The organism is Mycobacterium cookii (assembly GCF_010727945.1).
GTDB classification, from domain to species: Bacteria; Actinomycetota; Actinomycetes; order Mycobacteriales; family Mycobacteriaceae; genus Mycobacterium; species Mycobacterium cookii.
Window position 1 is genome coordinate 659,254 of sequence record NZ_AP022569.1, and the last position, 18,241, is coordinate 677,494.

Genomic DNA, 18,241 nt, shown 5'->3' on the forward strand with positions numbered 1-18,241 from the left:
CCCGCGCCGGCGGTCGCACGGCCTTGGAACCAGCGCCGCTCTGACTTATTGGATTCGAGATCCGATTCTTCGGATGTATTACTACTCGTACGGCGGGAGCTCGCCTTTGTGGTTCGGGCAGTAGATGTCCACCGACGCGGTGATAAATCTGACGGCGGTTCTTCGCACTCGATCGGCATATAGGCGCAATGCCGGGTTCTCCGCGTATCCGCGGTTCATCTCTTCGTCCACCAGGGCGTTAATCGGGGTACCGCCATTGGCTGCGGCGCAAAGCTGGTGGGCTCGGGCGACGACGCCGGGCACTTCGCCGTCACCAGTGGGCGGAATCTGTTCTTGTCCGAGCAGCGCCAGAAATTGATCCTGTTGGCTTGGATCGGCGCCCGCCGCGCCGGCGCATGAGGTTGCGGCGGTCAGGATTAGCGACGCGCCAACCAACGCGCCGGCGAACACGGTCGCGCCGTCGAGTATCCAGGCGGACCGTGGCCGTGGGGTGTGGGTGCTCCAAACGCGCATCTCGGTTACACCTTTCCATTGCACCGAAACGCCTTCGACTGCGTTATCGACTGCATTTGATCGGTGCCCTCGGTGAGATTCGAACTCACACTGCACGGGTTTTGAATCCGTTTCCTCTGCCAGTTGGGATACGAGGGCTCGCTGTATTACGGCCTCCCACCATAGAGGATCGGCTCCGACGCGCCGACCCACAGCCCCGCAGTCGATGATCAGCGCGGTTCACGACAGAATGTTGGTCATGACCGATGGTGACGCTCAGACCCCGCACCGCGTTCTGATCGCCGAGGACGAGGCGCTGATCCGGCTCGACTTGGCCGAGATGCTGCGCGAAGAGGGCTATGACATCGTCGGCGAAGCCGGCGACGGCCAGGAAGCCGTCGAGCTGGCCGAGCAGCTGAACCCCGACCTGGTGATCATGGACGTCAAGATGCCACGCCGCGACGGCATCGACGCCGCGTCGGAGATCGCCAGCAAGCGAATCGCCCCGATTGTGGTGCTGACCGCGTTCAGCCAACGCGACCTCGTCGAGAAAGCCCGCGACGCCGGCGCGATGGCGTATCTGGTCAAGCCATTCACCATCTCCGACTTGATCCCCGCAATTGAGGTGGCGCTCAGCCGTTTCAGCGAAATCCGGGCGCTGGAGCGCGAAGTCGAGACACTGTCCGACCGGCTGGAGACGCGCAAGCTCGTCGAACGGGCCAAGGGCCTGCTGCAGGCCAACCAGGGCATGACCGAGCCCGAAGCGTTCAAGTGGATTCAGCGTGCGGCGATGGACCGGCGGACCACCATGAAGCACGTCGCCGAAGTCGTCCTGGAAACGCTGGACGGCGCGAAGGACGCCAACGGCTAGCGCGCGACGATCACCGATGAGCCGTGGCCGAACAGGCCCTGATTCGCGGTGACGCCGACCGTGGCGTTCTCGACCTGCCGACCGGTCGCCTGACCGCGCAGCTGCCAGGTCAGCTCGCAGACCTGCGCGATCGCCTGGGCCGGGATGGCTTCGCCGAAGCAGGCCAGCCCGCCCGAGGGATTGACCGGCACCTTGCCGCCGATGGCGGTCGCACCGCTACGCAGCAGCGCCTCAGCGTCACCCTTCGGGCACAGCCCGAGGTGCTCGTACCAGTCGAGCTCCAGCGCGGTGGACAGGTCATAGACCTCGGCCAGGCTCACATCCTCGGGCCCGATACCGGCTTCGGCATACGCGGCGTCGAGGATCTGATCCTTGAACACCCGATCCGGCGCGGGTACGACAGCGGTGGAATCCGTTGCGATATCCGGTAATTCGGGGAGATGCTGCGGGTACTGCGGAGTCACTGTGCTCACCGCGCGGACCGACGGCACGCCGTCCAGCGAGCCGAGGTGCTTGCGGGCGAAGTCCGCGCTGGCCACGATCAGCGCCGCCGCGCCGTCGGAGGTCGCGCAGATGTCGAGTTGCCGCAGCGGATCGCTGACCACCGGGCTGGCCAGCACGTCCTCGACCGAGGATTCCTTGCGGTAGCGGGCATTCGGGTTCTGCAGGCCGTGCCGGGAGTTCTTGACCTTCACCTGCGCGAAGTCTTCGGATGTCGCCCCGTGGAGGTCCATTCGCCGTCGCGCGAGCAACGCGAAGTAGACCGGGTTCATCGCGCCGATCAGATGGAACCGTTGCCAGTCCGGGTCGTTCTTGCGCTCGCCGCCGACCGGGGCGAACGCGCCCTTCGGCGTGGTGTCCGCGCCGATGACCAGCGCGACGTCACAGAACCCGGCCAGAATGTGGGCCCGGGCGCTCTGCAGCGCCTGCGATCCGCTGGCGCACGCCGCGTAGCTGGAGCTGACCGGGACGCCGTTCCAGCCGAGCTTCTGCGCGAATGTCGACCCGGCGATGAAGCCCGGGTAGCCGTTACGGATGGTGTCGGCGCCGGCCACCAACTGGATCTGCCGCCAGTCCAATCCGGCTTCAGCCAGCGCGGCACGGGCCGCGACCACGCCGTATTCGGTGAAGTCACGACCCCATTTGCCCCACGGGTGCATGCCGGCGCCGAGAATGTACAGCGGTTCAGGACTCATGGCGCCACCTTCCAGGCGTGCACGATGCGTTCGACGCCGTCGGCGTCGGTGAACAAGGTCATGGTGGCCAACTCCATCTCCATGCCGACCTTCAGGTCGGCCGCCAAAGTGCCGTCGACGACCTTGCCCAGCACGATGATTCCCTCGTCGGCCAGTTCGACCGCGGCGATGGCGAACGGCTCGAACGGATCCGCGGCAGGGTAGGGCGCCGGCGGTGGATAGCGGTTCTCGGTGTAGCTCCACAATGTTCCGCGGCGCGACAAGGCGACGGCCTCTAGCGTGTCGCTGTCGCAGGCCGGATTGGGGCAGTTGTTCTCCCGCGGCGGGAAGACGTAGGTGCCGCACTTCGGGCACTTACTGCCGATCAGGTGGGGATTTTCGGCGTCGTCGGTGGTGAACCACCCGTCGATAGCCGGTTCTGGGCTGGTGACCTCTGGCACCGGGCCAGCGTACCCAGCGCAGGCACGAAACTGAAACGTGTTGCAGTTTGTCGGCAGGGGACGCGGCGGTTCCTCGGGGTCGGACCCAGTGCCTAGAGTTGGAGCCGTGAGCCCAGCGAAGACGGCAAGCACGAAGACGCAAGGTGTTAAGGCCGGCGACGAGAAGCCGACGCTGATGCTGCTGGACGGCAATTCGCTGGCGTACCGCGCGTTTTATGCGCTGCCGGCGGAGAACTTCAAGACGCAGGGTGGTCTGACCACCAACGCGGTGTACGGCTTCACCGCCATGCTGATCAACCTGCTGCGCGACGAGTCGCCGACCCACATCGCGGCGGCCTTCGACGTGTCGCGGCAGACATTCCGCGCCGAGCGTTATCCGGAGTACAAAGCCAACCGGACAACCACCCCGGACGAATTCCGCGGTCAGATCGACGTCACCAAGGAAGTGCTTGCGGCACTGGGCATTACGGTGCTTGCCGAGCCGGGCTTCGAAGCCGACGACCTGATCGCGACGTTGGCCACCCAGGCCGACAAAGAGGGCTACCGGGTGCTGGTGGTCACCGGCGACCGTGATTCGCTGCAGCTGGTCAACGACGACGTGACCGTGCTGTATCCGCGCAAAGGTGTCAGCGAACTGACCCGATTCACTCCGGACGCCGTCGCGGAGAAGTACGGCCTGACACCCGAGCAGTACCCCGACTTCGCCGCGCTGCGCGGCGACCCGAGTGACAACTTGCCCGGTATCCCCGGCGTCGGCGAGAAGACGGCTACGAAGTGGATTAGCGAGTACGGCTCGCTGCAGGCGCTGGTCGACGGTGTCGACTCGGTGCGAGGCAAGGTCGGTGACGCGCTGCGGGCCAACCTTGCCGGGGTGATCCGCAACCGTGAGCTCACCGAGCTGGTCCGTGACGTGCCCTTGGCGCAGACGCCGGACACGCTGCGGATGCAGCCGTGGAATCGTGACCAGATTCACCAGCTGTTCGACCAGCTGGAGTTCCGAGTCCTGCGTGATCGCCTGTTCGACACCCTCGCCGCCGTCGAGCCCGAGGTCGACGAGGGCTTCGACGTCCGCGGGGGAGCGCTGGAGCCCGGCACGGTCGGGCAGTGGCTGGCCGACCACGTCGCCGACGGGCGCCGCGCAGGGCTGGCGGTGGTCGGGACGCATCTGCCCTACGGCGGCGATGCGACCGCGCTGGCGATCGCCGCGGCCGACGGCGACGGCGCCTTCATCGACACCACCACGTTGACGCCCGAAGACGATGCGGCGCTGGCGTCGTGGCTGGCCGATCCCGAGCAGCCCAAGGCGCTGCACGAGGCGAAGCTGGCCATCCACGACCTCACCGGGCGCGGCTGGATGCTGGACGGGATCAGCTCCGACACCGCGCTGGCCGCTTACCTGGTCCGCCCCGGGCAACGCAGCTTCACCCTCGACGATTTGTCGCTGCGTTACCTGCGTCGCGAGCTACGCGCGGAAACATCTGAGCAGCAACAACTTTCGCTTCTCGACGACGATGAAGGCGTCGACGAGCAAGCCGTGCAGACCACGGTGTTGCGGGCCCGTGCGGTCGTAGACCTGGCCGACGCCTTGGACGCCGAGCTGACCCGCATCGACTCCACGTCGCTGTTGGGCGAGATGGAGCTACCGGTGCAGCGGGTGCTCGCAAACATGGAGTCCGCGGGCATCGCGGTCAACCTGGACCAATTGACCGAACTGCAAAGCCAATTCGCCGATCAGATCCGTGATGCGGCCGAGGCGGCGTACGCCGTCATCGGCAAGCAGATCAACCTCGGCTCGCCCAAACAGTTGCAGGTTGTGCTGTTCGACGAACTCGAGATGCCGAAAACGAAGCGGACGAAGACGGGCTACACCACCGACGCGGATGCGCTGCAATCACTGTTCGACAAAACCGGTCACCCGTTCCTGCAGCATCTGCTCGCACACCGCGACGTCACCCGGCTGAAGGTGACCGTCGACGGGCTGCTGAATTCGGTTGCCGGCGATGGCCGTATCCACACCACGTTCAACCAGACCATCGCCGCGACCGGCCGGCTGTCGTCCACCGAGCCCAACCTGCAGAACATCCCGATTCGCACCGACGCCGGCCGACAGATCCGCGACGCCTTCGTCGTGGGCAGCGGCTACACCGAGCTGATGACCGCCGACTACAGCCAGATCGAGATGCGGATCATGGCGCATCTGTCTCGCGACGACGGCCTCATCGAGGCCTTCAACACCGGCGAAGACCTGCACTCGTTCGTCGCCGCGCGAGCCTTCGGCGTCCCGATCGACGAGGTGACCGGCGAGCTGCGGCGCCGGGTCAAGGCGATGTCCTACGGGCTGGCCTACGGGCTGAGCGCCTATGGGCTGGCGGCTCAGCTGAAAATCTCCACCGAAGAGGCCAAGGTCCAGATGGATGCCTACTTCGCCCGGTTCGGCGGAGTGCGCGATTACCTGCTGGACGTCGTCGAGCAGGCCCGCAAAGACGGCTACACCTCGACGGTGCTGGGCCGCCGCCGCTACCTGCCCGAGCTGGACAGTACGAACCGGCAGGTGCGCGAGGCCGCCGAGCGCGCGGCGCTCAACGCGCCGATCCAGGGCAGCGCGGCCGACATCATCAAGGTGGCGATGATCGAGGTCGACAAGGCTCTGACGGCGTCGGGGTTGTCGTCGCGGATGGTGTTACAGGTGCACGACGAGCTGTTGTTCGAGGTCGCGTCCGGCGAGCGTGCGCAACTCGAGGAGTTGGTGCGCGACAAGATGGGCGGCGCGTACCCGCTCGACGTTCCGCTGGAGGTCTCGGTGGGCTACGGCCCGAGCTGGGACACCGCCGCGCACTGAGGCATTGCGTCCTCAGATTCCTGTCTGAGTGCCCGCGTCGGCGGGTAAGCGCAGACGGTATCGAGGAAGGCGTGTCATGAACGCAACCTGGATGATCCCCTTCATCATCCTCGGCGGTGCCCTTCAGACCTGCGGGGCCGCCATGAACAGTCAGCTCTACAAGCACATGCTCAACCCGTGGCTGGCGTCGGCGATCTCGGCCGCGTTGGTCGCGATTTTCTTCGTCGCGATATTCGTCGTGAGGTCGAAACCGCTGCCCAGCGTGCAGGACGCGATGTCGATGCCGTGGTGGGCAGTCGTCGGCGGTCTGGTCGGCGCCGTGCAGGTCTACGCGGGCCTGACCTTGGTGCACAAGGTCGGCGCCGGCACCTTCATGGGGCTCACGGTGACCGCGGCGCTCATCATGTCGCTGCTGATCGACCATTTCGGCTGGCTCCGGGTGGATCCCCATCCGATCAGCCTGGGCAGGGTGCTGGGTGGCGTGCTCATGGTCGGCGGAGTCACCCTGATCACCGCGTTCTGACGGTGCGAGCCCCGGCGCGTTTTCGACAACTCGCCAGAGCGAGTTTGGCCTGCGTGTACCTAGTCGAGTAGCCTCGACAGGTACGTGTGTTCAGCACGATCAGTGTCCCTACGACCCCAACCTGTCCGGAGCAACCCAACAATATGCCGAGTCCCACCGTCACCTCGCCGCAAGTAGCCGTCAACGACATAGGCTCGAGCGAGGATTTTCTCGCCGCCATCGACAAAACAATCAAGTACTTCAACGATGGCGACATCGTCGAGGGGACCATCGTCAAAGTTGACCGGGACGAGGTCCTGCTCGACATCGGTTACAAGACCGAAGGCGTCATCCCCTCCCGCGAACTGTCCATCAAGCACGATGTCGACCCCAACGAGGTCGTTTCCGTGGGCGATGAAGTTGAAGCCCTGGTTCTCACCAAAGAGGACAAAGAAGGCCGTCTGATCCTGTCCAAGAAGCGTGCTCAATACGAGCGCGCCTGGGGCACCATCGAGGCACTCAAGGAGAAGGACGAGGCCGTCAAGGGCACCGTCATCGAGGTCGTCAAGGGTGGTCTGATCCTCGACATCGGGCTGCGCGGCTTCCTACCCGCCTCGCTGGTCGAGATGCGCCGCGTCCGCGATCTGCAGCCGTACATCGGCAAGGAGATCGAAGCCAAGATCATCGAGCTCGACAAGAACCGCAACAACGTGGTGCTGTCGCGTCGCGCCTGGCTCGAGCAGACCCAGTCCGAGGTGCGCAGCGAGTTCCTCAATCAGCTGCAGAAGGGCGCCATCCGCAAGGGTGTGGTGTCCTCGATCGTCAACTTCGGCGCGTTCGTCGACCTGGGCGGGGTGGACGGCCTGGTGCACGTCTCCGAGCTGTCCTGGAAGCACATCGACCATCCGTCCGAGGTCGTGCAGGTGGGCGACGAGGTCACCGTCGAGGTGCTCGACGTCGACATGGACCGCGAGCGGGTTTCGTTGTCGCTCAAGGCGACTCAGGAAGACCCGTGGCGCCACTTCGCCCGCACCCACGCCATCGGCCAGATCGTGCCGGGCAAGGTCACCAAGCTGGTGCCCTTCGGTGCGTTCGTCCGCGTCGAAGAGGGCATCGAAGGTCTGGTGCACATCTCCGAGTTGGCCGAGCGCCACGTCGAGGTGCCCGACCAGGTGGTCGCCGTCGGCGACGACGCGATGGTCAAGGTCATCGACATCGACCTCGAGCGTCGTCGTATCTCGTTGAGCCTCAAGCAGGCCAACGAGGACTACACCGAAGAGTTCGACCCCGCCAAATACGGCATGGCCGACAGCTACGACGACCAGGGCAACTACATCTTCCCCGAGGGCTTCGACGCCGAAACCAACGAGTGGCTCGACGGTTTCGACAGCCAGCGCACCGAGTGGGAGGCCCGTTACGCGGAGGCCGAGCGTCGGCACAAGATGCACACCGCTCAGATGGAGCGGTTCGCCGAGGCCGAGGCCGAGGCTGCTCAGCGTCCGCAAGCCAACGGCTCGTCGTCGTCGGGTGACGACCAGCCCAGCGGCGGCTCGCTGGCCAGCGATGCTCAGCTCGCCGCTCTGCGGGAGAAGCTCGCGGGCAGCGCCTAGCGATCAGATCTACGAACGAACGCCCCGGCTCAGAAGAGTCCGGGGCGTTCGTCGTTCGAGTGCCCTGACAGACTGGTGCGGTGCTGCGCATTGGCCTGTCCGGCGGTATCGGCGCCGGAAAGTCGACCGTGTCCTCGACATTCAGCGAACTCGGCGGAATCGTCGTCGACGGCGACGTGATCTCCCGTGAAGTCGTCGAACCGGGAACCGAGGGACTGACCAAGCTCGTCGAGGCGTTCGGCGAGAAGATTCTGTCGCCGGACGGAACGCTGAACCGGCCCGCATTGGCCGCGATCGCCTTCAGCGACGACGAGAAGCGTCAGACGCTGAACGGCATCGTGCATCCGTTGGTCGGGCAGCGGCGGGCGGAGCTGATCGCTGCGGCGGGCGATGATGCCGTGATCGTGGAGGACATCCCGCTTCTGGTGGAATCCGGTATGGCGCCGATGTTCCCGTTGGTGGTGATCGTGAACGCCGACGAAGACCTCCGGGTGAAGCGGCTGATCGAGCACCGTGGCTTCACCGAAGAGGACGCACGGGCGAGAATCGCAGCGCAGGCCACCGAAGAACAGCGGCGTGCGGTCGCCGATGTGTGGCTCGACAACGCCGGCAGCGCAGACGAATTGGTGGAGAAGGCGCGCGTGCTGTGGCACCAGCGCATCGTGCCGTTCGAGCACAATCTCGATGCCGGGGAGCCGGCCCGCGCACCCCTTGCGCTGGTGCCGTACGACCCGTCCTGGCCGGATCAGGCGCGCCGCATCGTGGCGCGACTCAACACGGCCTGCGGGCACCGAGCCGTCCGCATCGACCACGTCGGATCGACCGCCGTGCCGGGGATGGACGCCAAAGACGTCATCGATGTGCAAGTCACGGTCGCTTCGCTCGATGTCGCCGACGAGCTGGCCGGAGCGTTGACGAGCGCTGGATATGTGCACATGCCGATCACCGCTGACGTGAGCAAGCCGAACACCGGTGACGAGTCGTTGTGGCACAAGCGACTTCACTGCTCGGCCGACCCGGGCCGGCCGACCAATGTGCATCTGCGTGTCGACGGCTGGCCCAATCAGCTGTTCGCGCTGCTCTTCGTCGACTGGCTGGCGGCCAATCCCGCTGTGCAACAGGAGTATCTGGCCGTGAAACGGCAAGCCGAACAGGGCGCCGGCGGAAGCGTCGAGGCCTACGTCGCCGCAAAGGAACCGTGGTTCGCCGAGGCCTACCGTCGGGCGTGGGACTGGGCCGATGCATCGGGTTGGCGCCCTGGCGATTAGGGGCGCGGGACGCCGGCCATCTGCGACTGACCGAGCCAGGTCGGCACCGCTCGGCGCACCTGGGACGGCGCGTCAATGGATACCGAGCCCTGCCGGAGCGCACGCGACCACGACGCGTCGCCCCGCCAGATCTCGGTCAGCGCCCGTAGCGTGCACGACACCGTCGCGGTGATGTCGTAGCCGGGGTCGAAATCGCACACATCGGCTTTGCCGTCGGCGACCACCAGCCACCACGATGACGACTTCGACGGCGCGACGCTCGACAACCTGAACGCCAGGACCGTGCGCTCACGTGGCCATTCCTCGATCGGCATTTTGCGATGGATGTCCCACATCAGCAGGTGCGGGTCGAGGTCGTGGTCGCCGATTTCGGGGATCCAGCGCACCCCCCAGACACCGATCGCCTGCACCACGTCGTGCAGCTCGGCGCCGCTGGGCGTCAGCGTGTACGACACCCGCCCGTCGGCCTCAGACCGTTCGACCAGACCGGCCCGAGCCAGGGTCTGCAGCCGCTTGGACAGCAGGGCCGGCGACATCTTGGGCACACCACGGCGCAGGTCGTTGAAGTGCCTACTGCCGTCGAGCAATTCGCGTATCACGAGCATCGTCCAGCGCTCGTCGAGCAGCTCCATCGCTTTGGCGACCGGGCAGAACTGGCCATAGGACGGCATGGTTCGACGGTACCCCCAGCGCCCCGTAGTGGTACAGATTAAGAACCACGACTGGTTCAGATCTGATACTGGAATCTGCACTCCTCGCGACGGACGCTGGCCTGGTAACGAACGCTTGAACGAGGAGATCGACATGACGACTGCCACCGCCGCCGATCGTGAGATGGCCGCCAGACAACGGGCGATCTGGGCAACCGGTGACTACCCCACGGTGGCCAGCGACGTGGTTTCGCCACTCGGACGGGTGCTGGTGGAAGCCAGCGCCATCGGCCCGGGCGACCGGGTGCTCGACGTGGCCGCGGGAACCGGCAATGCCGCGATTCCGGCTGCGGCGGCGGGAGCCCGCGTGCTTGCCAGCGACCTGACCCCTGAACTGTTGGAGGTCGGACGCGCGACCGCCGCCGAACACGGTCTCGAGATCGAATGGGCGCAGGCCGATGCGGAGGCATTACCCTTCGTCGACAACGAATTTGACGCCGTCATATCGTGTGTCGGCGTGATGTTCGCACCACATCATCAACGGTCCGCCGATGAAATGGTCCGGGTGTGCCGTCCCGGCGGGACGCTCGCGATGATCAATTGGACACCCGAAGGGTTCATCGGTCAGATGTTCGTGACGATGAAGCGATTCATGCCGGCACCACCGGCCGGTGTGCAGGCACCGCCGTTGTGGGGCAACGAAGATCACGTCACAGCGCTGCTGGGCGACCGGGTCGCCGACCTCGCGTTGCAGCGACGCACGTTGACTGTCGACCTCTTCGGCACCGGGGAGGAGTTTCGCGACTTCTTCAAGGCCAACTACGGCCCGACGATCACCAGCTACCGCAGCATCGAAACAGACGCCGATCGCGTTGCCGCGCTTGATGATGCATTGGCGGAGCTGGGCCGGCGGTTTCTGACCGGATCGTCGACGATGCAGTGGGAATACCTGCTCGTCACCGCGCGCAAGAAGTAGAGACGCGCTACGGACCGCCCCGCCAGTGCTCGATGCGGTGGTGGTCGGGTGTGAACCCGTGGTCGACACCCCACAGGACGGCCTGAGTGCGACTGCCGACACCCAACTTGCGATAGATCGTGCGGATGTACGACTTGACGGTGTTAGGGCTCAGGTACGTCAGCCGCGCGACGTCGGCGTTGCTCTTGCCCTGGGTGATCAGCGCCAGGATCTCCGCTTCGCGCTCGCTGAGTCCCTCGCCCCGGCCTGGCCAATCCTGTCCGGGCGCGCTGCGTGGCCGCGGTCCGGGTTCGCTGACGATCACTTCACCGGCGTGCACGGCCTCCAGCGCGGCCACGAGTTCACGTGCGGGAAGTGTCTTCGACAGATATCCGTGGGCGCCGTGTTTCCGCGCGCTCTCGACGAGTTCAGGATGAAAGTTCCAGGTGTACACCACAACTCGGTGTGCGCGAGGGTTGGCGACCAGGACCCCGATCTCTTCGTGATCGGATTCGGGCTGGGCGAACGAGTCGTACAGCACAACGTCGACCGGGTCTTTGACCGCCATCGTCGAGTCGAGTTCGGCGACGACGACCCGGTCGCGATAAGGCTCCAGCATGTTGGCCACGCCCTTGACCACGACGTCGTAGTCGTCGACGAGCGCGACGGTGATCGGCGCGCGTGATGGGTGTGGCATGCGGGGGACATTACCTCCCTAGGGGTGTATTTGTACCCCCCCTGCGGGTGGTCGACTTGCTTCAGGTCGGCCGTCCCCACATCGGCCAACCATCACCTCAATGAAAGGACTCGATCATGATCACTCTCGGCATCATCCTGCTGATCGCGGGATTTCTGCTCAAGATCTCCATCCTGTGGACCCTCGGCATCCTCGCGCTTGTCGTCGGCGTGATCCTCGCCATCTTGGGCGCCACCGGACGCGCCATCGGCGGCCGCCGCCACTATTTCTGACGCGGTCACCCGCGGGTTGTGCCGCAGGTCACTCGATGACGTTTGCGGCACCGCCCGAGGGGTTATTAGACGTATGTCTGAAAGGAATTAACCGATGCCTACATGGATATGGATAGCGATCGCGGTCGGCGCCGTTGTGGCGCTCGTCGCGGTAATAGTGGCAGCGAGCATGGTGAGCTTTCGTTTCAAGACGAAGCGGCTCAAACAGCACTACGGCACCGAGTACGAGCGGGTGGTCTCCGAGACCGGCAGCGAGAAGGGTGCCGTGCGTGAACTCACCACCCGGGAGCGCAAGCGAGACAAGCTCGACATCGTCCCCCTGACGCCGTCGGCGCTGTCGGAATTCACCGCCCGGTGGCACGAGGTACAAGCCGGATTCGTGGACAACCCCGCGACCGCCGTCGGTGTCGCCGATCATTTGGTGACCGAAGTGATGCGCGAACGGGGTTATCCCGTCGATGATTTCGACCGGCGGGCCGCGGACATCTCCGTTGACCACCCGCACATCGTCGACGACTACCGCGCCGCGCACGGAATCCACACCTCGGAGCAACAAGCCGACACTGAGCAGCAACGCGAGGCGTTCGTGCACTACCGGGCGCTGTTTGAGCAGCTGCTGGAAACGCCGACCGACAACGAAGCATCACAGGAGGCACGCGCATGACCACCCACGAACAACACGACCTGACCGATTCGCCCGATGCGGTCGCAATGCCCGCGGCCGAGGAGTCGCGGATGGACGACGTCAGGGCGGAGCCACCGCAGCACGAAACGTCAACCGGCGAAACGCTTTTTGCCGGCGACGACGTTGCGGATCTGCGTGCGCGATGGGCCGGCGTTCAGGCCGCGTTCGTTGACAATCCGAAGGAATGCGTCCAGAAAGCAGACCACCTGGTTTCCGATGTGGTGGAGCAACTCACGACGGGATTCGCCGAGGCGCGCTCGCGTCTGGAAGAACAATGGTCGCGAGGCCAGGACGCCTCCACCGAAGACCTGCGGGTGGCCCTGATGCATTACCGCGAATTCTTCGACCGCTTGCTCACCGTCTGAACACGTTGTCCTGCAGCAGAATTCGTTAGCGCCAAACGAGCTGGATGCCCTCGCCGGCGAGCCAGGCATTCAGGTCGTAGCCGTTGCGGGCCAAACCGTCGACGGCATGCACAGCCCGCTGCACGGCCTGCTCGGCGATCCCCGGCGCCAGCAGGCCGTGCCGCGTTGCTTCCAATAGCTCGTCGATATCGGCGAAGACCACGTCGCGGCCCGTACGGACCACAAGGTCGAGGTAGTGATCCTCGGAGGTCCAGACGTCCGGTCCGGGTGTGTACTCGCCGACGTCGAGGTAGTAATCCTGGTCGCGCTCGTGACCGGGGTTGAAATGAAAGACCGTCGCCCGCAATCCCAGCGATGGCAGCAGCCACGATTCCAGGTAGTGAAACTGCGGACGGCCGGGAGTCGGTCGGGCCACGTAAAGACCCCACGGCCGGACGACGTACTCATCGACGGCCCGCACGATGCCCTTCGGGTCGGTGTTCGTGCGGGCGCTCAGGTCGAACGTCTCGTGCTTGGGCGGGTGCATGACGTCAGCGTCCGAGCCGGATCTTCCAGCGGACGAAGCAGGCGTAGAACACCGTCAGCCCGGCCAGCATGCCCATGTCGAGCAGCCAGAAATGCCGGGTGTGCTGCCAGAACTGGTCCTGGGGGAGCATCGTCGGCGGAACCAGGTGCCGGACGTCAACCGTCGACGCCGCCGCCGCGTAACCCCACCGCGCGGGCATCACCCAGGACAACTGATCCAGGCCGAGCCGTCCGGTCACTGGCACCATGCCTCCGCACAGCACCAACTGCGCCATCACCGCGACCACGAACAACGGCATGATCTGCTCACCGGACCGGACCAGCGACGAGATGGCCAGCCCGAGCACCGCCGAGGCGACGCAGGTCGCGGCCACGGTGATCAACAGTTCAGCGGTGGCCGCCAGCGTCGAGTGCCCCAGCAGCACCGCGCCGTGGGCGGGTGCGCCCTTGCCGCCCACCACGATCGCGGTGATCAGCGCCGCCTGCACAATCGCGAACCCGCAGAACACCAGCGTCTTGGCCAGCAGATAGGCCGTGGTCGACAAGCCCACCGCCTGCTCGCGCTGAAAGATCGGTCGTTCGCCGACGAGGTCGCGAATGGTCAGCGCGGTGCCCATGAAGGCCGCCGCGGGCAACAGCAGCGCCAGGATCTGTGCGGCCTCGTCGGGGGTGCCGGCGTGCGGGCCGGGAGTCCGGAATCCGGTGCTACCCGGCACCGTCAGCGATAGCGCGCCCAAGATGAACGGCAGCAGCGCCAGGAAGATGAAATACGCACGGTCGGCGACGACGAGGCGAACCTGCCGGCGGGCGATCGTCGAGATCTGGCGGCGCACGCTGGTGTGTACGGGTTCGCCCAGGTCGGCCGGCTTACCCGCCGGCGGGGGAGGTTGCTGCTGTTCGCGTTCCCGGAACCGTCGGTTGGCCGCTTCCGGGTCGGCGCCCACCTGACTGAAGATCTTGGCCCAGTTGGTGGTGCCCATGACGTCGCCGATGCCGTCGGGCGGGCCGCAGTAGGCGGTCTTGCCGCCCGGCGCGACGAGTAGAACCTGGTCGCAGACGTCGAGGTAGGACAGCGAGTGGGTGACGACCAGAACCACCCGACCGGCGTCGGCCAGCTGCCGCAGCATCGACATCACCTGCAGGTCCAGGGCTGGGTCCAGGCCTGACGTGGGTTCGTCGAGGATCAGCAACGACGGCCCGGTCAGCAGCTCCAGAGCGACCGATGCGCGCTTGCGCTGCCCGCCGGAGAGCTTGTCGACGCGGGTGTCGGCGTGCTTGGTCAGATCAAGTTCTTCGAGAACTTGGTTGACGACTTTGGTGCGGTCGCCCTTGCTGGTGTCCGGCGGCAGGCGCAGTTCGGCGGCGTAGCTCAGCGCCTGGTTCACCGTCAGCCGCCGATGCACCACGTCGTCCTGGGGAACCATCCCGATCCGGCTGCGTAGCGACGCGTACTCGGCGTGGATGTCGTGCCCCTCGAACGTCACCGAACCCGCCGTCGGGGTGGTGTAACCCGCGATCAGCCGCGCCAACGTGCTCTTTCCCGCGCCTGATCCCCCGATGACGGCGGTCAGGGTGCCGGGACGCGCGGTCAAGGAGATGTCGGTGAGCAGCTGTTTGCCACCGTCGACGACGTATTGGACGCCACGGGCTTCCAGGCCGCCGGTGCGCGTCGCGGCCTCGGTCTCGCTGCGGCGGACCAGCAGCCCGCCGTTGTTGACCAGGTCGATGTTGCCGATGGTCACCACGTCGCCGTCGCTCAAAATCGCCGACCCGACCCGGGTGCCGTTGACGAACGTCCCGTTGACGCTGGTGTCGCGGATCTCGGTGCCCAGCGGCGTCAGCGTCAGCGCTGCGTGATACCTGGAGGCCAGCACGTCGGGGATCACGATGTCGTTGTCGGTCGCGCGGCCGATGGTCACGGTGCCGGCCGGTTTCGCGGCCGGCGTCGACCGCGGAGACAGCCGTTTGACGAATCTCGTCGCGAAGTTCGCCGCATCTCCCGCACGGATATCGAGCCGGGTGGCTTCGGTCGGCGTGACGTGGCCCAGCGGTGGCGCGGACCGGGCGTTGACGACGGTGCTCTGGACCGAAGGCGGTCCGGCCGGCGGCGGGGGGTTCTGCACGTTGGTCGGATACTCCGACGGTGACCGCGGTCGCAGGACCTGCGGCGCAGCACTCGCGCGGGGCGGCCCTGTTGTCGACCAGGACATCGTCGATTGCGTATCCGGCGCGCGTTCGGGCGGCTGACCGCCCTTTCCGCGGCGGGGCCCGACCTCGAACGTCAGGCGCGGTCCGCCGGCGTTGCCGACATTGATGCTCTGCCCGTCGTGTATGTCGACCACCGGCCTGCGGTAGCCGTTGACGAAAGTCCCGTTCACCGAGCCGTTGTCGATGGCAACCCACTTGCCTTGGTCGAAGCGCAAGATCAGGTGCGCCCGGGAGATCCGGGGATCGGCGATCCGGATGTCAGCACGCAGATCGCGCCCCACGACGACATCGTGACCTGGCGCGAAGGTTCGTTCCGAACTGTCGTGCCAAATGGTCAAGAGGGGCGGGGCTGATCGGCTCACCGCTCCAGTATTGACGCGACGGTGACAGGCTTTGCTGGTAGCGCACTGTGATTTGGCTATGTCTTGTGGCGGCGGATCACCAATTCATAGGTCATTCATAAGCCGCACCACTGGAGATCACCGCATCGGACGGCATGATTGCGAAAGGGTGGGGCATCTGGTGGACTTCGGCCGGGTCGGAGTCGCGAAATCGCCTTGCCCGCAACCAATTCAACGAGTCTAGTCGGCGACGATGTGATGTCAGGGGGATGTACTCGTGGATGAGGCGACCAGAGCGACACAGCGCTGGGACGCCCAATCAGGGCCGCCGGTCGCGCCTGCGCAGCCCTACCGCTCGCGAAGCATGCTGCAGCGCGGCTACGAATCGCTTCCGCACCTGGCGATCACCCGACTGCTGACTCGGGTGCCACTGATCAGATCGCGGCCCGGCCGGGAGCCTGTCGAGGAGTCCGGCGGTGCACTGAGCTCGCCGACCGTCTTCGCCGGCTACACGATTCTGCGACCGCTCGGCTCCGGCGGGATGGCCGACGTCTACCTCGCCAAGCATCCCCGGCTGCCGCGCCGCGACGCGCTCAAGGTGCTGACCGAAGGGACCACCGCCGACCCGGAGTTCCGCGAGCGGTTCAACCGCGAGGCCGACCTCGCGGCCACGTTGTGGCACCCACACATCGTCGCGGTGCACGATCGCGGCGAGTTCGACGGTCACCTCTGGATCGCGATGGACTACGTCGAGGGCACCGACGCGGCCCGACTCATGCGCGAGCGCTTCCGTGGCGGCATGTCCGGGCAGGACGTTTCGGCGATCGTCACCGCGGTCGCGGGCGCGCTCGACTACGCCCACGCCCGCGGGCTGCTGCACCGGGACGTCAAGCCCGCCAACATCCTGCTCACCCATCCCTACGAGGATGACCGTCGAATCCTGTTGGCGGACTTCGGTGTAGCGCGACAGCTCGCCGACATCAGCGGTATCACCGAGACCAACGTCGCGGTGGGCACCGTCGCCTACGCCGCGCCCGAGCAGCTCGTCGGATCGAACATGGACGGCCGCGCCGACCAGTACGCGCTCGCCGCGTCGGCGTTCCACTTGCTCACCGGCGCCCCGCCGTACCGGAACTCCAACCCGGTGGCGGTGATCGGGCAGCACCTGCACGCCGAGCTGCCCAGGCTCAGCGACTACCGCCCCGATCTGGCCGACCTGGACGAGGTGTTCTTCAAGGCCCTCGCCAAGGACCCCGCGGATCGGTTCGACCGATGCCGACACTTCGCGGCGGCGTTCAACGACCGCGTCGCCGGCGCTGCCCCGGCCGGCCGCGCGCGATCGCTGTTCCGCAAGACCGGCACGGGGAAGCTGACCTGGAAGACGGGGGTCGCCGTCGCGATGGTGCTGGCGCTGCTGGCGCTGACCGTCACCTGGGCGGTCTCGTTCTTCTCCTGGGACGACCTGCCGCAAGCGAATCTCGCGTCGCCGCCGCGGGTACACCCGACATCGTCGGCGGGCTCGGCACTCGCGGTGCCGCCGCTCAACGGCAGTTATCGGCTCGATTACGACCGCGCGAAGCAGACGTCCAACGGGGTGATTCGCAACAACGGCGGCGACACCACGTGGTGGGCGTTCTCTTCCGCGTGCACCGCGGCAGGCTGCGCGGCGACCGGCACCAGGCTGGATGACGCCGGCCATCAGGCGGCGAAGACGACCGGCAGCGCCAACACCGGCGTGCTGCACTTCGTCGACGGCCATTGGCAGTCCGAGCCCCGACAGTTGCAGGCGCAGTGCCAGAAGACGCGTGGCGCGCCGACGGTCAGCCAGTCCGAGACCGTGGTGTGGTCGTTGACACCGGAACCGGACGGCACCCTGCGCGGCGTGCAGACCCAGACCGTGCAGAGCAACGAATGCGGATCGCAGGGAGCGACGCTGCGGGTCCCGGTGGTGGCGTCGCGCACCGGTGATGTCCCGCCGGCATTGACGATGGCCGACCCGGCGCAGGTGGCCAACACCACGGCGGCGCCGGTGGGAACCCCGTCACGCGCGGTGCTGGGCGGGCCGTGCACCGACATCGACAAACTCGGCTTTGACTCGACGGCCAACGAGCAGGTCGTCTGCGAGACCAACACCTGGGACAAGGCGCCGACGACCACCGGCGTGCATCCGGTCGGCACCTCGTGCTCCGACACCCCGGTGTTCACCATGTCGAAGTCCGAAGACGGTCACCTCATCGAATGCGACCCCGGCAGCCGGGTGTGGAGCAGCCAGCACAGCTGAGCTGAGCTGAGCGGACGGACGTTGTCGGTGGTGCGCTCTACTCT

17 protein-coding genes and 1 tRNA gene are annotated in these 18,241 nt (G+C 66.2%); 10 read left to right on the top strand and 8 right to left on the bottom strand.

The window, feature by feature from the left end; translation table 11 throughout:
* Window positions 1-81: 81 nt before the first annotated feature.
* Both G6N27_RS03195 and G6N27_RS03200 read right to left on the bottom strand, forming a co-directional pair.
* Entirely contained in the window at window positions 82-513 is a 432-nt protein-coding gene (locus G6N27_RS03195) for a DUF732 domain-containing protein (RefSeq protein WP_163775046.1), read from the bottom strand.
* Between the two features lie 64 nt (window positions 514-577).
* Window positions 578-651, bottom strand: a tRNA-Leu gene (locus G6N27_RS03200).
* Between the two features lie 100 nt (window positions 652-751).
* Here G6N27_RS03200 and G6N27_RS03205 point away from each other — a divergent pair.
* Window positions 752-1,363, top strand: a complete 612-nt coding sequence (locus G6N27_RS03205; RefSeq protein ID WP_232064848.1) for an ANTAR domain-containing response regulator — start codon at window positions 752-754, stop codon at window positions 1,361-1,363.
* On the opposite strand, the gene G6N27_RS03210 is transcribed toward G6N27_RS03205, so the two are convergent.
* The gene (locus G6N27_RS03210) at window positions 1,360-2,559 is read right to left on the bottom strand and encodes a lipid-transfer protein (RefSeq protein ID WP_163775048.1); all 1,200 of its coding nucleotides are present in this window, start codon (window positions 2,557-2,559) and stop codon (window positions 1,360-1,362) included. The genes G6N27_RS03205 and G6N27_RS03210 overlap by 4 nt on opposite strands.
* Window positions 2,556-2,999, bottom strand: coding sequence for a Zn-ribbon domain-containing OB-fold protein (locus G6N27_RS03215; protein WP_163775049.1), 444 nt, complete (start codon window positions 2,997-2,999; stop codon window positions 2,556-2,558). Before G6N27_RS03215 ends, G6N27_RS03210 begins: the two co-directional genes overlap by 4 nt.
* A 175-nt stretch (window positions 3,000-3,174) precedes the next feature.
* Between G6N27_RS03215 and polA the strand changes: the two genes are divergently transcribed.
* The 4 genes from polA to coaE all read left to right on the top strand — a co-directional run bounded on the left by polA (window position 3,175) and on the right by coaE (window position 9,218).
* Window positions 3,175-5,838 carry a DNA polymerase I gene (polA, locus tag G6N27_RS03220; RefSeq protein WP_163781262.1) on the top strand — a complete coding sequence of 888 codons (2,664 nt, stop codon included), beginning with the start codon at window positions 3,175-3,177 and terminating at the stop codon, window positions 5,836-5,838.
* 76 nt (window positions 5,839-5,914) lie between these two features.
* Window positions 5,915-6,361, top strand: a complete 447-nt coding sequence (locus tag G6N27_RS03225) for a DMT family transporter (protein WP_163775050.1) — start codon at window positions 5,915-5,917, stop codon at window positions 6,359-6,361.
* A 143-nt stretch (window positions 6,362-6,504) separates the two neighbouring features.
* Window positions 6,505-7,950, top strand: coding sequence for a 30S ribosomal protein S1 (gene rpsA, locus G6N27_RS03230; RefSeq protein WP_163775051.1), 1,446 nt, complete (start codon window positions 6,505-6,507; stop codon window positions 7,948-7,950).
* Between the two features lie 80 nt (window positions 7,951-8,030).
* Window positions 8,031-9,218 (top strand): dephospho-CoA kinase, encoded by a 1,188-nt coding sequence (gene coaE / locus G6N27_RS03235; RefSeq protein ID WP_163775052.1) that lies wholly within the window; start codon window positions 8,031-8,033, stop codon window positions 9,216-9,218.
* Here the strand turns inward: coaE and G6N27_RS03240 are convergent.
* On the bottom strand, window positions 9,215-9,889 hold the full coding sequence (locus G6N27_RS03240) for a winged helix-turn-helix transcriptional regulator (RefSeq protein WP_163775053.1): 675 nt from the start codon (window positions 9,887-9,889) through the stop codon (window positions 9,215-9,217). The two genes, coaE and G6N27_RS03240, sit on opposite strands and share 4 nt — an antisense overlap.
* A gap of 133 nt (window positions 9,890-10,022) precedes the next feature.
* On the opposite strand from G6N27_RS03240, the gene G6N27_RS03245 reads away from it, so the two are divergent.
* Window positions 10,023-10,844 (top strand): class I SAM-dependent methyltransferase, encoded by an 822-nt coding sequence (locus G6N27_RS03245; RefSeq protein ID WP_163775054.1) that lies wholly within the window; start codon window positions 10,023-10,025, stop codon window positions 10,842-10,844.
* Between the two features lie 7 nt (window positions 10,845-10,851).
* Here G6N27_RS03245 and G6N27_RS03250 read toward each other — a convergent pair whose 3' ends face one another.
* Window positions 10,852-11,520, bottom strand: a complete 669-nt coding sequence (locus tag G6N27_RS03250; protein WP_163775055.1) for a LuxR C-terminal-related transcriptional regulator — start codon at window positions 11,518-11,520, stop codon at window positions 10,852-10,854.
* Between the two features lie 116 nt (window positions 11,521-11,636).
* On the opposite strand from G6N27_RS03250, the gene G6N27_RS25045 reads away from it, so the two are divergent.
* The 3 genes from G6N27_RS25045 to G6N27_RS03260 all read left to right on the top strand — a co-directional run bounded on the left by G6N27_RS25045 (window position 11,637) and on the right by G6N27_RS03260 (window position 12,842).
* Window positions 11,637-11,792 carry a DUF6131 family protein gene (locus tag G6N27_RS25045; RefSeq protein WP_170308157.1) on the top strand — a complete coding sequence of 52 codons (156 nt, stop codon included), beginning with the start codon at window positions 11,637-11,639 and terminating at the stop codon, window positions 11,790-11,792.
* Between the two features lie 94 nt (window positions 11,793-11,886).
* Window positions 11,887-12,456 carry a hypothetical protein gene (locus G6N27_RS03255; protein WP_163775056.1) on the top strand — a complete coding sequence of 190 codons (570 nt, stop codon included), beginning with the start codon at window positions 11,887-11,889 and terminating at the stop codon, window positions 12,454-12,456.
* Window positions 12,453-12,842 (top strand): hypothetical protein, encoded by a 390-nt coding sequence (locus G6N27_RS03260; protein WP_163775057.1) that lies wholly within the window; start codon window positions 12,453-12,455, stop codon window positions 12,840-12,842. Before G6N27_RS03255 ends, G6N27_RS03260 begins: the two co-directional genes overlap by 4 nt.
* A 25-nt stretch (window positions 12,843-12,867) precedes the next feature.
* Here the strand turns inward: G6N27_RS03260 and G6N27_RS03265 are convergent, their stop codons facing one another.
* A complete protein-coding gene (locus G6N27_RS03265) occupies window positions 12,868-13,302 on the bottom strand; it encodes a DUF402 domain-containing protein (RefSeq protein WP_163781265.1) in 435 nt (144 codons plus the stop codon).
* 70 nt (window positions 13,303-13,372) lie between these two features.
* The gene (locus G6N27_RS03270; RefSeq protein ID WP_163775058.1) at window positions 13,373-15,937 is read right to left on the bottom strand and encodes an ATP-binding cassette domain-containing protein; all 2,565 of its coding nucleotides are present in this window, start codon (window positions 15,935-15,937) and stop codon (window positions 13,373-13,375) included.
* Window positions 15,938-16,280: 343 nt separating this feature from the next.
* On the opposite strand from G6N27_RS03270, the gene G6N27_RS03275 reads away from it, so the two are divergent.
* Entirely contained in the window at window positions 16,281-18,197 is a 1,917-nt protein-coding gene (locus G6N27_RS03275; RefSeq protein ID WP_163781267.1) for a serine/threonine-protein kinase, read from the top strand.
* Window positions 18,198-18,241: the final 44 nt, after the last annotated feature.

Bases quoted from the DNA above. Each gene is read 5' to 3' on its own strand.
- G6N27_RS03195 (WP_163775046.1), bottom strand. From the start codon at position 513: ATGCGCGTTTGGAGCACCCACACCCCACGGCCACGGTCCGCCTGGATA.
- G6N27_RS03205 (WP_232064848.1), top strand. From the start codon at position 752: ATGACCGATGGTGACGCTCAGACCCCGCACCGCGTTCTGATCGCCGAG.
- G6N27_RS03210 (WP_163775048.1), bottom strand. From the start codon at position 2,559: ATGAGTCCTGAACCGCTGTACATTCTCGGCGCCGGCATGCACCCGTGG.
- polA (WP_163781262.1), top strand. From the start codon at position 3,175: ATGCTGCTGGACGGCAATTCGCTGGCGTACCGCGCGTTTTATGCGCTG.
- G6N27_RS03225 (WP_163775050.1), top strand. From the start codon at position 5,915: ATGAACGCAACCTGGATGATCCCCTTCATCATCCTCGGCGGTGCCCTT.
- rpsA (WP_163775051.1), top strand. From the start codon at position 6,505: ATGCCGAGTCCCACCGTCACCTCGCCGCAAGTAGCCGTCAACGACATA.
- G6N27_RS03240 (WP_163775053.1), bottom strand. From the start codon at position 9,889: ATGCCGTCCTATGGCCAGTTCTGCCCGGTCGCCAAAGCGATGGAGCTG.
- G6N27_RS03245 (WP_163775054.1), top strand. From the start codon at position 10,023: ATGACGACTGCCACCGCCGCCGATCGTGAGATGGCCGCCAGACAACGG.
- G6N27_RS03250 (WP_163775055.1), bottom strand. From the start codon at position 11,520: ATGCCACACCCATCACGCGCGCCGATCACCGTCGCGCTCGTCGACGAC.
- G6N27_RS25045 (WP_170308157.1), top strand. From the start codon at position 11,637: ATGATCACTCTCGGCATCATCCTGCTGATCGCGGGATTTCTGCTCAAG.
- G6N27_RS03255 (WP_163775056.1), top strand. From the start codon at position 11,887: ATGCCTACATGGATATGGATAGCGATCGCGGTCGGCGCCGTTGTGGCG.
- G6N27_RS03260 (WP_163775057.1), top strand. From the start codon at position 12,453: ATGACCACCCACGAACAACACGACCTGACCGATTCGCCCGATGCGGTC.
- G6N27_RS03275 (WP_163781267.1), top strand. From the start codon at position 16,281: ATGCTGCAGCGCGGCTACGAATCGCTTCCGCACCTGGCGATCACCCGA.